The 13,529-nt window shown below is 59.3% G+C and carries 14 protein-coding genes; 8 read left to right on the top strand and 6 right to left on the bottom strand.

Going from position 1 to position 13,529, the window contains the following annotated elements:
- Positions 1–9 precede the first annotated feature (9 nt).
- From ACA075_RS04960 to ACA075_RS04950, 3 genes are all read left to right on the top strand, one after another.
- Positions 10–1,152 (top strand): DUF1120 domain-containing protein, encoded by a 1,143-nt coding sequence (locus ACA075_RS04960; protein WP_497297532.1) that lies wholly within the window; start codon positions 10–12, stop codon positions 1,150–1,152.
- Positions 1,153–1,234: 82 nt separating this feature from the next.
- Positions 1,235–1,855, top strand: coding sequence for a DUF1120 domain-containing protein (locus ACA075_RS04955; protein ID WP_497297531.1), 621 nt, complete (start codon positions 1,235–1,237; stop codon positions 1,853–1,855).
- A 74-nt stretch (positions 1,856–1,929) separates the two neighbouring features.
- On the top strand, positions 1,930–2,580 hold the full coding sequence (locus ACA075_RS04950) for a DUF1120 domain-containing protein (RefSeq protein WP_497297530.1): 651 nt from the start codon (positions 1,930–1,932) through the stop codon (positions 2,578–2,580).
- 1 nt (position 2,581) lies between these two features.
- Here the strand turns inward: ACA075_RS04950 and ACA075_RS04945 are convergent, their stop codons facing one another.
- Together ACA075_RS04945 and ACA075_RS04940 are read right to left on the bottom strand one after the other, a co-directional pair.
- The gene (locus tag ACA075_RS04945; RefSeq protein ID WP_497297529.1) at positions 2,582–3,889 is read right to left on the bottom strand and encodes a CynX/NimT family MFS transporter; all 1,308 of its coding nucleotides are present in this window, start codon (positions 3,887–3,889) and stop codon (positions 2,582–2,584) included.
- Complete coding sequence (locus tag ACA075_RS04940; protein WP_497297528.1) at positions 3,879–4,538, bottom strand: FadR/GntR family transcriptional regulator; 660 nt, start codon at positions 4,536–4,538, stop codon at positions 3,879–3,881. The genes ACA075_RS04945 and ACA075_RS04940 overlap by 11 nt, the downstream gene beginning before the upstream one ends.
- 163 nt (positions 4,539–4,701) lie before the next feature.
- On the opposite strand from ACA075_RS04940, the gene ACA075_RS04935 reads away from it, so the two are divergent.
- Positions 4,702–5,013, top strand: coding sequence for a type II toxin-antitoxin system MqsR family toxin (locus ACA075_RS04935; RefSeq protein WP_497297527.1), 312 nt, complete (start codon positions 4,702–4,704; stop codon positions 5,011–5,013).
- On the top strand, positions 5,010–5,492 hold the full coding sequence (locus tag ACA075_RS04930) for a type II toxin-antitoxin system MqsA family antitoxin (RefSeq protein WP_497297525.1): 483 nt from the start codon (positions 5,010–5,012) through the stop codon (positions 5,490–5,492). The genes ACA075_RS04935 and ACA075_RS04930 overlap by 4 nt, the downstream gene beginning before the upstream one ends.
- 66 nt (positions 5,493–5,558) lie before the next feature.
- Here ACA075_RS04930 and ACA075_RS04925 read toward each other — a convergent pair whose 3' ends face one another.
- The 4 genes from ACA075_RS04925 to ACA075_RS04910 all read right to left on the bottom strand — a co-directional run bounded on the left by ACA075_RS04925 (position 5,559) and on the right by ACA075_RS04910 (position 9,720).
- Positions 5,559–6,323 carry an amino acid ABC transporter ATP-binding protein gene (locus ACA075_RS04925; RefSeq protein ID WP_219095805.1) on the bottom strand — a complete coding sequence of 255 codons (765 nt, stop codon included), beginning with the start codon at positions 6,321–6,323 and terminating at the stop codon, positions 5,559–5,561.
- Positions 6,324–6,333: 10 nt separating this feature from the next.
- A complete protein-coding gene (locus ACA075_RS04920) occupies positions 6,334–7,431 on the bottom strand; it encodes an amino acid ABC transporter permease (protein ID WP_219095804.1) in 1,098 nt (365 codons plus the stop codon).
- A gap of 10 nt (positions 7,432–7,441) precedes the next feature.
- The gene (locus tag ACA075_RS04915) at positions 7,442–8,623 is read right to left on the bottom strand and encodes an amino acid ABC transporter permease (RefSeq protein WP_497297523.1); all 1,182 of its coding nucleotides are present in this window, start codon (positions 8,621–8,623) and stop codon (positions 7,442–7,444) included.
- A gap of 65 nt (positions 8,624–8,688) precedes the next feature.
- Positions 8,689–9,720, bottom strand: a complete 1,032-nt coding sequence (locus ACA075_RS04910; RefSeq protein WP_219095802.1) for an amino acid ABC transporter substrate-binding protein — start codon at positions 9,718–9,720, stop codon at positions 8,689–8,691.
- Positions 9,721–10,188: 468 nt separating this feature from the next.
- Between ACA075_RS04910 and ACA075_RS04905 the strand changes: the two genes are divergently transcribed.
- From ACA075_RS04905 to ACA075_RS04895, 3 genes are all read left to right on the top strand, one after another.
- The gene (locus ACA075_RS04905) at positions 10,189–10,845 is read left to right on the top strand and encodes an alpha/beta hydrolase (protein WP_497297522.1); all 657 of its coding nucleotides are present in this window, start codon (positions 10,189–10,191) and stop codon (positions 10,843–10,845) included.
- A gap of 85 nt (positions 10,846–10,930) precedes the next feature.
- On the top strand, positions 10,931–12,418 hold the full coding sequence (rhlB, locus tag ACA075_RS04900; protein WP_497297520.1) for an ATP-dependent RNA helicase RhlB: 1,488 nt from the start codon (positions 10,931–10,933) through the stop codon (positions 12,416–12,418).
- Between the two features lie 127 nt (positions 12,419–12,545).
- The gene (locus tag ACA075_RS04895) at positions 12,546–13,493 is read left to right on the top strand and encodes an ornithine cyclodeaminase family protein (RefSeq protein WP_497297519.1); all 948 of its coding nucleotides are present in this window, start codon (positions 12,546–12,548) and stop codon (positions 13,491–13,493) included.
- The last annotated feature ends 36 nt before the right edge of the window (positions 13,494–13,529 follow it).

The raw sequence follows: 13,529 nt of genomic DNA, 5'->3' as shown, positions 1-13,529 counted from the left end.
GATGACTTCATGAACCTGTCACGCTATCTGCTGCTGACCTTGGCGCCCCTGGCACTGAGCGGATTCACGCCACTGGCCTCGGCATCCACGGCCGACTGCCAGTTCAACCTGAGCCAGCCCGTGCTCGATTACGGGCTGATGAACCGGGCAATACGGCCTGATGCCGCAGCGGAGCGCAACCTTGGTGAACGTCAGCTCAGCCTGACCTTGAGCTGTGCGCAGTCCATCGACATGAGCCTGTTCTACAGGGCCATGGCCGCGACCGCCGAACGCTTTCACTTCGCCGAACGCGGCAGCTATCAGATGCGTATTCGCGATGCCGTGCTCGATGGCCAATCGGTCGATATCGGGTTGATTGCCGGGGTCGGGCAGCCGCCTGCAGAAACAGCGTCGAGCCTGATCTGGCGGCCGGAGCACGGGGTCGTCCCGGTGCAGGCCGGCGTCCCGGTGCAGGGGCGTCGTTTCTCGGCGCAACTTGAGCTGACGGCCTGGGTTCAAGAGCAAGGCATGCAGGTGCGTGACGCGGTGACCTGGGAAGCCTTCGGGGTGTTCGACGCCGTCGCCGCCGGACGCACCCACGAGGCGACCTTGCGCGCCCGCTTCGCCCCGGCGGCCTGCGAACCGGTACTGTCCAACGGCGGTGTGGTCGACTTCGGCACCCTGTCGAAAAAAGACCTGCACGCAGACCAGGACACACGCCTGCCGCCCAAGTCGTTGACGCTGATGGTCGGCTGCGACGCGCCGGCGTCCTTCGCCTTGATCATGCATGACAACCGCTCAGGCTCGGCGACGCTCGACAGCGAGATCGACTACGGCCTGGGCAAGGACAGCCGCGGCAACAGGATCGGTCGTTTTTCACTGCGCGTAGACCCGGCCGACGCCAACGCCGAAGGCTTCGCCCGCCTCTATCGAACCGACTCCAGCACCGCCGGCACGGCCTGGAGCACCGGCAGCGCCAGCCCGATCGCCATCGGCAAAAGCCGTTACCTGGCGTTCACCGACAACGCCGGCAGCGGCGCCGGCCCGGTGCTGATCCAGAACCTCAGCACCACGGTGACCGTCGACGCCGTCATCGCCCCCACCAACAACCTCGACCTGAGCAGCGCCATCGACCTCGATGGCGCGGGGACGATCGAGATTATTTACCTGTAACACCCAACCCGATCCTGCTGGATCCGGGACGCACTTGAGCGTCTCGGGGCAGTCAGGGCACAACCCTAGAAGTGAGTAAATAATGATTAAAAAATACTTTGCAGCACTCTCCGCCATCGCACTGATTGGCGCTGCGCCTTATGCATTGGCGGCTTCGAGCACCGATTTGACTGTCACAGGTGTCATCACGCCGAAAGCTTGTACACCTTCTCTGTCCGGCGGAGGACTGGTCGACGTCGGCAAGGTGGAGGTAAAAGACCTCAATCCAACACGGTACACAATAGTCGGCGAACAACCGATGCAATTGACGGTAGCGTGTGATGCGCCAACTCCATTTGCAATAAATGCTATAGATAACAAAGCCGGGACATCATCGTCCGACTCTTATTTCGGATTGGGCCTGACCAGCAATAATGAAAAAATAGGTTACTTCACGCCATTGATCAAAAGCGCTCTTGCGGACGGACAGCCTGCACAATCGATCAAATCAATTGATAACGGTGCGAGTTGGATCCGCATCGCTCAGATTCTTAAGAATAGCCTCACATCGACAAGCGCTGTCGGCACTCTCATTCCAATCGCCGTGAAGGACCTCACGGTGGAACTGACGATTCAAACCCTCATTGCCCGCGCCGACAGCCTCACCTTAACCGACGATGTTGCTATCGACGGTTCAGCCACATTTGAAATGAAGTACCTGTAAGCCGTGCACCTTGCCCGAGGTCCTGCTTCGGGCAAGGACTGATTCCGCTCACCACACACAGCGAAACCTGTCCCATGAAAAAAATTCCACAGGCTGTGGCGATGGCGTTCATCGCCCTGACGTCGCCGCTCACGTTCGCCGCCTCGTCGACGGACCTGACGGTCACAGGCCTTATCACCCCACTCGCCTGCACCCCAATGCTGTCCAACAGCGGCCTCGTCGACTACGGAAAAATCTCCCGGCAGGACCTCAGCGTCGACAAACGCACGCGACTGCGCGACCAGACACTCGACCTCGGCATTCAGTGCAATGCGCCCACGCGTTTTGCCCTGCTGATGCGCGACAACCGCGACGGCTCGGCCATCGTCAACAGCGAGATTTACTACGGACTGAACCACGACCACAGCCACAATAAAATCGGCTTGTATTCGCTGAATTTCGATCCGGCCAGCACGGTGGTGGACGACCTGACGCAGGTCTATCGAACCGACTCGACCACGGGCGGCAAAGCCTGGAGCCCGTCGAACAGCCGGGCTATTCCGATCGGCTCCCGAAGCTATCTCGGCTTTACCGACAGCGCCGGCAGCAGCGCCGGCCCGATTGCCATTCGCACTTTGACCAGCCGGGTGACGGTCGAAACGGTCATCGCGCCCACCTCCGAGCTGGACCTGAGCACCGAGGTGCAACTCGACGGCTCGGCGACCCTGGACGTTGTTTACCTGTAGATCAGAGCTTGTCGCTGACCACCTGCACGTACAACGAACGTCCGGCACCAAGGCCGGCAATGATGGCGCCGAGGCCGATCACGCCGAAGATCCAGCCCAGCGCGGTCCAGCCGCCCGTCCAGTCGTGAACGATACCGACCGCGAACGGCCCCATCGACGCCAGGGTATAACCGAAGCCCTGGGCCATGCTCGACAGGTTGGCCGCCACATGGGAATCGCGCGAGCGCAGCACGATCAGGGTCAACGCGAGACTGAATGCACCGCCTTGTCCCAGGCCGAGCAGAATCGCCCAGCCCCACAGGCCTTCGATCGGTGCATAGAGACAGCCGAACAGTCCGCCGAGGGTCAGCAGCATGACCACCACAATCGCCAGTCGCTGATCCTTGCCGCGCGTCGCCAGCCAGGGCGCCGCCAGAGAACTGGCCAACTGCACGATCACCGAACCCGACAGCACCAGACCGGCCTGGGTCGGGGTCAGGCCGCGACCAATCAGGATCGATGGCAACCAGCCAAAGACGATGTACGCCAGGGATGATTGCAGGCCCATGTACAACGTGACTTGCCAGGCCAGCGGATCACGCAACAGGCCGCGAACCCGATAGGCGACGTTGTGTGCACCGTGTTTCTGCCCGACTTGCGGCAACCAGAAAACCGCCGCGACCAGTGCGGGCACTACCCAGAAACCGAGGCCCAGGGCCCAACTCTTGTCGAAATGCTCGCTCAATGGCACCGTCGCGCCGGCTGCCATCGCCGCACCCAGACACAGGGCCATGGTGTATACGCCCGTCATGGTCCCGGCCTGTTTCGGGAAATCGCGCTTGACGATGCCCGGCAACAAAACGCCGATCACACCGATGCTCGCACCGGCCAGCACACTGCCGGCAAACAGGCCGATTTCACCGAACGAACTGCGCAGGATGATCCCGCCGGCCAGCATCAGCAGAATGCCCAGCACCACCCGCTCGGCGCCAAAACGTCGCGCCAGCAAGGGCGCCAGCGGAGCGAACAAGCCGAGACAGAGTACCGGCAACGTCGTCAGCAACCCGGCCTGGGCCGCCGACAAGCCGAGGGTCTTCGAGACTTCGCTGAGCATCGGCGCCATGCTCGACAACGCCGGCCGCAGGTTCAGCGCGACCAGAATCAAACCCAGCAGCAACAGCCACGGACGACGCAGGATTGGAGGACGCTGCTGGACCTCTTCGTCATCGGCCTCAGCGTCGATCAGCAGCTCTTCGAGTTCTGCTGTGCGCTTGGGTTGAGTGATGTGGCTGTTGCTGCTCGACATGGAATTCTCGGTTTCAAGGTTCATTGATCAACTGCCTCGACAGGGCTTTTGCCCGTTCCGGGTCGCGTTGCTCGACGGCATCAAGCAGTTCGATATGAAGGTCGAACACCTCTTGGCGTCGGGGGGAGATGTTCAGGGTCTGGCGCAATTGCGCGCCGACAATGCTGGAGAAGTAGCGATACAACTCGCTGAGGGTCGGGTTGTGCGCGGCGTCCACCAGACGGCGGTGGAACACCAGATCGCAGGCGATGTAGCTGTCGAGATCGCCGTGGTAGTGGCTGCCGCTGACGCCCAATGCTTCGCGCAAGGCCACCAGGTCCTCATCAGTTCTGCGCAAGGCAGCGAGGCCGATGGCTTCGACTTCAAGGATGTGCCGGGTCTCGCGGGCCTGTTCGTGGGAGCAGCGCGACAAGGCTTTCAGGGTGTCGAGCGGATCGATCACCGCCCGCAAGTAACTGCCGTCGCCCTGACGGATTTCGATCAAACCGGAAAACGCCAATACGCGCATGGCTTCACGCACGGTGTTGCGACTGATGCCCAACTCGGCGCACAGCTCTGGCTCGGTGGGCAAACGCTGGCCGACCTGCCAAGTGCCAGCATTGATGCGTAGGCGCAGTTGATCCAGGGCCTGATCGACCAGGGATCGTTTAACGAGTGGAGAAATGTCTGACATAGGATTAGCCCTTTCATCCAATCATAGGATGAATTTTCTGACATGTTAGTCAGCTTCGTCCGAGAGAACAACCGCCTAGGGTTAAAGGGCGAGACAGGAAGTTGGACTATCGATTGTCAAAACTACCCTTTGAGGGTAATTTATCTCAAGGTTGAAATGTCTTATGGAAAAGAACACACCTCATTACGACCTGACCTTGGTCAAGTCAGAGGTCATCAGATTAGGGGCAAAGGCATTTACCGGAACCGCGCGGGAAGGTGGACGAAGGCTCGATTTCAGCCTTCCCCAGATGTTGCAGATCGTCTGTTCGCTGGAAAACAGGATGCTGCAGAAATCGATGACAACTTTTGTCGACCACCGAATCTGGCAGGACGTTTACTACATGAAGACTCACGGTCTGGAGATTTACATCAAAGTGACCTACCGCCCTGGTGGTGGGCCTCCGGTAATCTCCTTCAAGGAGAAAGACGTATGAAAGTAAAGCAATGTTTCAGCTGTGGTACTCATGATGGGTTGCATCCTTTTGATGCTCGCAGCTTCACCATCGACTTCAAAAAGATGACACGCGAAATAAGCGACATCTCGGGCTACGAGTGCCGAGTCTGTGGTGAAATCGAATTCGATGACGGTAGCGCCGAGCGTTACTCCCAGGCGAGCGATCAATTGCTGCTCGATTGCCGCCAGATTATGGCCAACGAGATGAAACGAATCCGTCGCAAGTTGAAACTTTCGCAGAAGGAAGCGGTAAAAATGCTCTCGGGGGGTGGTCACAACGCTTTTTCCCGTTACGAGCGCGCGGAACTGGCACCACCTCAGCCACTGTTTATGCTGATGCGACTGCTTGATCGGCATCCAGAGTTGCTGCGTGACGTACAAGCACTTTGCGAAGGTGCAGATTTGCGCCGACTACTGGAGAACCTCGATCAGTCGCGCCAATCCGCGCTTGCGTCCTGACCCCCAAACCCCAGGCAAAAATAAACCCGGAACACTGTCCGGGTTTATTTCACTGCCTGGCGTCGATCAATGCAGAATCTGGCTCAAGAACATCTTCGTCCGCTCATTCTGTGGGTTATCGAAGAAGTCGTTCGGCGCAGCCTGCTCGACGATTTCACCCTTGTCCATGAAGATCACGCGGTTGGCCACGGTGCGGGCGAAGCCCATTTCGTGGGTCACGCAGAGCATGGTCATGCCGTCTTCGGCCAGGCCGATCATGGTGTCCAGAACCTCTTTCACCATTTCCGGGTCGAGTGCCGAAGTCGGTTCGTCGAACAGCATGATTTTCGGTTTCATGCACAAGGCACGGGCAATCGCCACACGCTGTTGCTGACCACCGGACAGTTGCCCCGGGAATTTATGCGCCTGCTCCGGAATGCGGACGCGCTCCAGGTAATGCATGGCGATTTCTTCGGCCTGGCGCTTGGGCATCTTGCGCACCCACATCGGCGCCAGCGTGCAGTTCTGCAGGATGGTCAGGTGCGGGAACAGGTTGAAGTGCTGAAACACCATGCCGACTTCACGGCGGACCGTTTCGATCTGCTTGAGGTCGTTGGTCAATTCCACGCCATCGACCACGATGCGGCCCTGCTGGTGTTCTTCCAGACGGTTGAGGCAGCGGATGGTGGTCGACTTACCGGAACCCGACGGACCGCACAGGACGATTCGCTCGCCCTGCTTGACGTTCAGGTTGATGTCTTTCAGCACGTGGAACTGGCCGTACCACTTGTTGACGCCCTGCATCTGAATAATGCCTTCAGGGCTCACAGGCTTTTTGATTGCTTCGCTCATTACAGAACTCCTAACGCTTGTGGCCAGTGTCGAGCTTGCGTTCCAGATGCATGGAATAGCGCGACATACCGAAACAGAAAATCCAGAACACCAGGGCCGCGAACACATAGCCTTCGGTGGCCATGCCCAACCATTTCGGGTCGGCGGCGGCTTGTTTGACGCTGTTGAGCAGGTCGAACAGGCCGATGATGATCACCAGGCTGGTGTCCTTGAACAGCGCAATGAAGGTGTTGACGATGCCAGGGATCACCAGCTTCAGGGCTTGCGGCAGAATCACCAGGCCCATGCTGCGCCAGTAACCGAGGCCCATCGCTGCAGCCGCTTCGTACTGACCTTTGGGAATCGCTTGCAGACCGCCACGCACCACTTCGGCGACGTAGGCCGACTGGAACAGGATCACGCCAATCAGCGCCCGCAGCAGCTTGTCGAAGTTCATGCCTTCAGGCAGGAACAACGGCAGCATCACCGACGACATGAACAGCACCGTGATCAACGGCACGCCACGCCAGAATTCGATGAAGGTCACGCAGACCACTCGAATCGCCGGCATGTTCGAACGACGGCCCAGCGCCAGGACAATACCCAACGGCAACGCACCGGCAATACCGACGGTGGCGATCACCAGGGTCAGCATCAAGCCGCCCCATTGACTGGTCGCCACGGTGGTCAGGCCGAAGAGGCCGCCATGCAGCAGGAAGTAGGCAATGATCGGGTACAGCACCAGAAAGCTAAGGCCATACACCGCTTTACGGTGAAAGCGCGAGATGAACAACGGAGCGACGCCGATGACCGCCAGCCACACGGTCAGGTCTACGCGCCAGCGCATTTCCGGCGGGTAGTAGCCGTACATGAACTGGCCGAAGCGCTGCTGGATGAACACCCAGCAGGCGCCCTCCTTGGTGCAGTCGGCGCGCGTGGTGCCGACCCAGTTGGCGTCCAGGATCGCCCAATGCAGGATCGGCGGCACCACCAGGTAAATCAGGTAGAACGCGAACAGGGTCAGCGCGGTGTTCAGCCAGCTGGAGAACATGTTCGCGCGCATCCACGCCACCGGCCCGAAGACTTTGCTCGGTGGTGGCATGTCGGGTTTGAAAGTATGAGTACTCATGCGCTTTTCCTTACCGCTCGATCAGCGCAATGCGCTTGTTGTACCAGTTCATCAGCAGGGAAATGCTGATACTGATCGCCAGGTACACGCTCATGGTGATGGCAATCACCTCGATCGCCTGCCCGGTCTGGTTCAGCACCGTACCGGCAAACAACGACACCATTTCCGGATAACCGATACCGGCCGCCAGCGAGGAGTTCTTCGCCAGGTTCAGGTATTGGCTGGTCAGCGGTGGAATGATCACGCGCAGGGCTTGCGGGATGATCACCTTGCGCAGGGTCGGACCGTTGCGCAGGCCCAACGAGTGCGCCGCTTCGGTCTGGCCGTGGCTGACCGACTTGATACCCGAACGCACGATCTCGGCGATAAACGCCGCGGTGTACACGGTCAGGGCCAGGGTCAGCGCCAGCAGTTCCGGGATCAGCACCCAGCCACCGACGAAGTTGAAGCCTTGCAACTTGGGCATTTCCCAGTGCACCGGCGCGCCGAAGATCAGTGCGCACAGCGCCGGGATCACCAGGAACAGCGCCAGGCCGACCCAGAATTTGTGGAACGGCACACCGGTCGCTTCGAAACGCTTGTTGGCCCAGCGGCTCATCACCACGATGGCGACAATGGCCACGACGACGCTCGCCACGAACGGCCAGAAACCGTCCGCCACCAACGCGGCCGGCATGTTCAGGCCGCGGCTGCTGACGAAGAAGGTGTCACCGAAGTTATGACTGTTGCGTGGCCCCGGCATGGTCAGGAACACCGCGAAGTACCAGAACAGGATTTGCAGCAGCGGCGGAATGTTGCGGAAGACTTCCACATAAACAGTCGCCAGCTTGGCAATGATCCAGTTCTTCGACAGCCGTGAAACGCCGACGATGAAACCAAGGAGGGTCGCCAGGATGACACCGATAACGGTCACCAGCAGCGTGTTGAGCAGGCCGATGACAAACACCCGGGCATAGCTGTCCGATTCGGTGTAGTCGATCAGGGTTTGAGCGATGCCGAAACCGGCACTGCGCTCCAGAAAGCTGAAGCCGGAGGTAATGCCCCGGTGTTGCAAGTTGGTCTGGGTGTTATCGAACAGATACCAGCCCATGGAGACCACCGCCACAATGGTGATGATCTGAAATAGCCACGCACGCACTTTAGGATCGCTGAGGCTGAGCCTCTGCTTTGGTGCGCCGATTGAATTTTGCATGAAGTGCCCCGGATGTAATGGAACAGAACATCACCCGGTGGTTGGCCCACCGGGTGATTGAACCATCAGCGCACTGGTGGTGCGTATTGAATGCCGCCAGCGTTCCACAAGGCGTTCAGCCCGCGGTCGATTTCCAGCGGAGTGCCTTTGCCGAGGTTTTTCTCGAACACTTCGCCATAGTTACCAACCTGCTTGACGATCTGGACGACCCAGTCCTTCTTCACTTTCAGGTCTTTGCCGTATTCACCGTCAGTACCCAGCAGACGTGCAACGTCCGGGTTCTTGGTGGACTTGGCTTCGGCTTCGACGTTCTTCGACGAGACGCCTGCCTCTTCAGCGTTGAGCATGGCGTAGCCTACCCAACGAACAATGGCCAGCCACTCGTCGTCGCCGTTACGCACGACCGGGCCCAGTGGTTCTTTGGAAATGGTTTCCGGCAGAACCACGTAGTCTTTTGGCGAAGCCAGCTTGCTGCGCTGAGCGAACAGTTGGGACTTGTCGGAGGTCAGCACGTCGCAACGACCGGATTCCAGCGACTTGGCGCTTTCATCGGAGGTGTCGAAGGTGATTGGGGTGTATTTCAGACCGTTGCCGCGGAAGTAGTCGGAAACGTTCAGCTCGGTGGTGGTACCGGCCTGGATGCAGATGGTCGCACCGTCGAGCTCTTTGGCACTCTTGACGCCCAGCTTGTTGTTTACCAGGAAGCCAATACCGTCGTAGTAGGTGATGAAGCCTGGAAACTTCAGGCCCATGCCCGCGTCACGGGAGCTGGTCATGGTGGTGTTGCGCGACAGAATGTCAATTTCGCCAGACTGCAGCGCGGTGAAGCGCTCTTTGGCGTTCAGCTGGCTGAATTTGACTTTGGTCGCGTCGCCGAACACGGCAGCCGCCACAGCGCGGCAGTAATCAGCATCGATACCCACGATCTTGCCGGTGGAATCCGGAACCGAGAAGCCCGGCAGGCCGTCGCTGACGCCGCACTGTACGAAACCTTTCTTCTGCACTGCATCCAGGGTTGCACCCGCCTGAGCGAACCCGCTGACACCGAGCACTGCAGCTGCAGTCACGATGGCCAGGGTGGATTTCAACATCTTCATTCAAACCTCCAGTTTTGCTCTTGTTGTGTCGGAGCGTGAGTCCAGTCGCACCCTTATGAGGCGTAGTCGACCCGTGTTGGCTTTTTTTGGGGTCAACCGACGTAAAGACCTTAGCTATGAGTCTAGTAAGAGAAAATCCACATCATGGACAACTCACTTCTCACCAATCGGCCGAACGGGCTGTAGCCCTTTCACGTTCGCGAAGCCCGTAGCGGCCACTGGCGAACATCCATCACCGGATTCTTTGCTATCCCGCTGCCAGCAGTACACTGATAGTGTTACCGCAAGGCGCGAGATGGGTTGCACCGCTTTCACATAGCAAAGCCCGTACCAGACCGCTTGCCGATGCGGTTAAGGGACAGGTCAATAGCAAAAGTTGTAGCCTTGCGACATCTTCTTAACGGATCAACCTGACGCGCACTCTCGTCACGCACTTAATGAGAGCGCACGCACAAAATTGGAGCAGCCATGACCGAGCCCCTGATTCTTCAACCCGTAAAGCCCGCAGACGCCTGCGTTATATGGCTGCACGGCCTGGGCGCCGACCGCTACGACTTCCTGCCGGTGGCCGAGGCGTTGCAGGAAACCCTGCTGACTACGCGCTTCGTTCTCCCCCAGGCACCGACCTGCGCCGTGACCATCAACGGTGGCTACGAGATGCCCAGCTGGTACGACATATTGGCCATGAGCCCCGCGCGCGCGATCAACCGTGAGCAGCTGGAAGAGTCGGCGCAGCGAGTGGTTAATTTGATCGAAGTGCAGCGAGCCATCGGAATAGACGCCTCGCGCATCTTTCTGGCAGGTTTTTCCCAGGGCGGCGCCGTGGTGTTACACACCGCTTTCCTGAAGTGGCAGGGGGCGCTGGGTGGCGTACTTGCCCTCTCGACTTACGCACCGACCTTCAGCGATCAAATGGAGCTTTCGGCCAGTCAGCAACGCATTCCCGTACTGTCGTTGCATGGCCAGTACGATGACGTCGTTCAAAACGCCATGGGCCGCACCGCTCACGAGTATTTAAAGCAGCATGGTGTCACCGTGACATGGCAGGAATACCCAATGGGGCACGAAGTGTTACCCGAAGAAATTCGCGACATCGGCGTCTGGCTGGCCGAGCGTTTACGCTAAAAGCTACCCATTGATCCATCCCACTACGCCGCGCCCGATTCTTGCATTACACTGGCCGGCGTATATTCCTTAACCAATTGATGAGATGACCGTGCTCAAAGCACTCAAAAAAATGTTCGGTAAAAGCGAGACTGAGCAGCTCGCGCCAGTTCACAGCGCTCCGTCTCATATCCCCAGCCACCGCACCGACGGTAATCAGCCTGGCCGGACCGCAACCGTAGCGGCACCGAAACACGAGCCTGTGACCACACCGGCCGCCCCACCTGTCGAGATTGTCGCCGCCGAGCCACCGCGCAGCGAAACGCCGAAACCGGCAAAACCGCGTCGCGAACCGAAACCGAAAGCGCCGGTCATTCCCTGGAAACTCGAAGACTTCGCCGTTGAACCCCAGGAAGGCAAAACCCGTTTCCACGACTTCAAACTCGCCCCGGAACTGATGCACGCCATCCAGGACCTGGGCTTCCCGTATTGCACGCCAATCCAGGCGCAAGTGCTGGGCTTCACCCTCGCGGGCAAAGACGCCATCGGCCGCGCCCAGACCGGCACCGGCAAAACCGCTGCGTTCCTGATTTCGATCATCACGCAACTGCTGGAAACCCCGCCACCCAAGGAACGCTACATGGGTGAACCGCGGGCGCTGATCATCGCACCGACCCGCGAACTGGTGGTGCAGATCGCCAAAGACGCCGCCGACCTGACCAAGTACACCGGCCTCAACGTCATGACGTTTGTCGGCGGCATGGACTTCGACAAGCAGCTCAAGCACCTCGAAGCCCGTCATTGCGACATCCTCGTGGCCACCCCGGGCCGCCTGCTCGACTTCAACCAGCGCGGCGACGTGCATCTGGACATGGTCGAAGTCATGGTGCTGGACGAAGCCGACCGCATGCTCGACATGGGTTTCATCCCGCAAGTGCGCCAGATCATTCGCCAGACGCCGCCGAAGAACGAACGTCAGACCCTGCTGTTCTCCGCGACCTTCACCGAAGACGTGATGAACCTCGCCAAGCAATGGACCACCGACCCGTCGATCGTCGAGATCGAATCGCAGAACGTGGCCAGCGAAAACGTCGAGCAACACATCTACGCCGTCGCCGGTGCCGACAAATACAAACTGCTCTACAACCTGGTCAACGACAACGGCTGGGAGCGGGTGATGGTGTTTGCCAACCGCAAGGATGAAGTGCGGCGCATCGAAGAGCGCCTGGTGCGTGACGGCGTCAACGCCGCGCAACTGTCCGGCGACGTGCCGCAGCACAAGCGCATCAAGACCCTGGAAGGTTTCCGCGAAGGCAAGATCCGCGTGCTGGTCGCCACCGATGTGGCCGGTCGCGGCATCCACATCGACGGCATCAGCCACGTGATCAACTTCACCCTGCCGGAAGTCCCGGACGATTACGTGCACCGCATCGGCCGTACCGGTCGTGCTGGCGCAGAAGGCGTGTCGATCAGCTTCGCCGGTGAAGATGACTCCTACCAGCTACCGTCCATCGAGGCGTTGCTGGGTCGGAAAATCAGCTGTGAAACGCCGCCGACGCATCTACTGCGGGCGGTTGAGCGTAAGCGCCCGTAACCCTGGCCCTTACTGAAAGAGGCGCAGCCGGAAACGGACTGCGCTTTTTTTTCGTCCCGATGTTGCTCGAGAAAACTAAAAGTCCATAATGGACAAATTAGTTTAATTCCAGCGCCCGGAGCCGACCATGTCCAGTACGCCTTATGTGATCACCCAACCCAAGGCCCGTGAGCTGCTGGTGCAGGTCGACGTGCCGCAGATCCTGCGCAAACTGTTCCGTGACTTGGCGGCCGGGCAAGCGGTGCAACCGGCGCAACAGCTGGTGGAGTTCCCTCAGGGTGCCGGCGACTTCATCAACTACTTGGGCGTGCTGGCCGAAGACGGCGTCTACGGGGTCAAGACTTCGCCTTACATCGTGCGCGAACAAGGTCCGCTGGTGACGGCCTGGACATTGTTGATGTCGATGCAGACCGGCCAACCGTTACTGCTGTGCGATGCCGGCGAATTGACCACCGCACGCACGGCCGCGACCACTGCCGTCGCCGTCGATGCCCTCGCTCCGTTGAAGGCGCAGCGCCTGGCGATTATCGGCAGCGGCAAGGTGGCTCAGGCACATCTGCATTACGTTAAAGATCTGCGTAACTGGCAAAGCATCAGCCTCTATTCCCCGAGCCTGAGCGATAAAAACCCTGAAACGCTGGCACAGCTCAAACGCCTCGATCCACGCCTGACCATCGCCGACAGTCGCGAAGCGGCGATTCAGGACGCCGACGTGATCATGCTCTGCACCTCGTCCGCCGGCCCGGTGATCGATCCATCCAACTTGAGTAAACCGGCGCTGATCACCTCCATCAGCACCAACGCCCCGCGTGCCCATGAAGTCCCGCCACAGAGCCTCAATGACATGCTGGTGTTCTGCGACTATCGCCTGACCACACCCGGGTCGGCGGGTGAAATGCTGATTGCGGGAGAACAACATGGCTGGGACAAGCGCTTGATTGTCGGCGACCTGCCCGATTTGCTCAGCGGAAAAGTCCCGCGTCCCGACTACGACCGTCATGTGTTCTTTCGTTCGATCGGCCTGGGCCTTGAAGACATCGCACTGGCCAACGCCATCTACCGCCTACAGCAATAAACACCACGATCCCACAGGGCTATCTATAACCATGGC

The organism is Pseudomonas sp. LBUM1663, from assembly GCF_059695905.1.
Note: the sequence above shows the minus strand (reverse complement) of the source record. Positions and strands in the feature narration are given on the sequence as shown.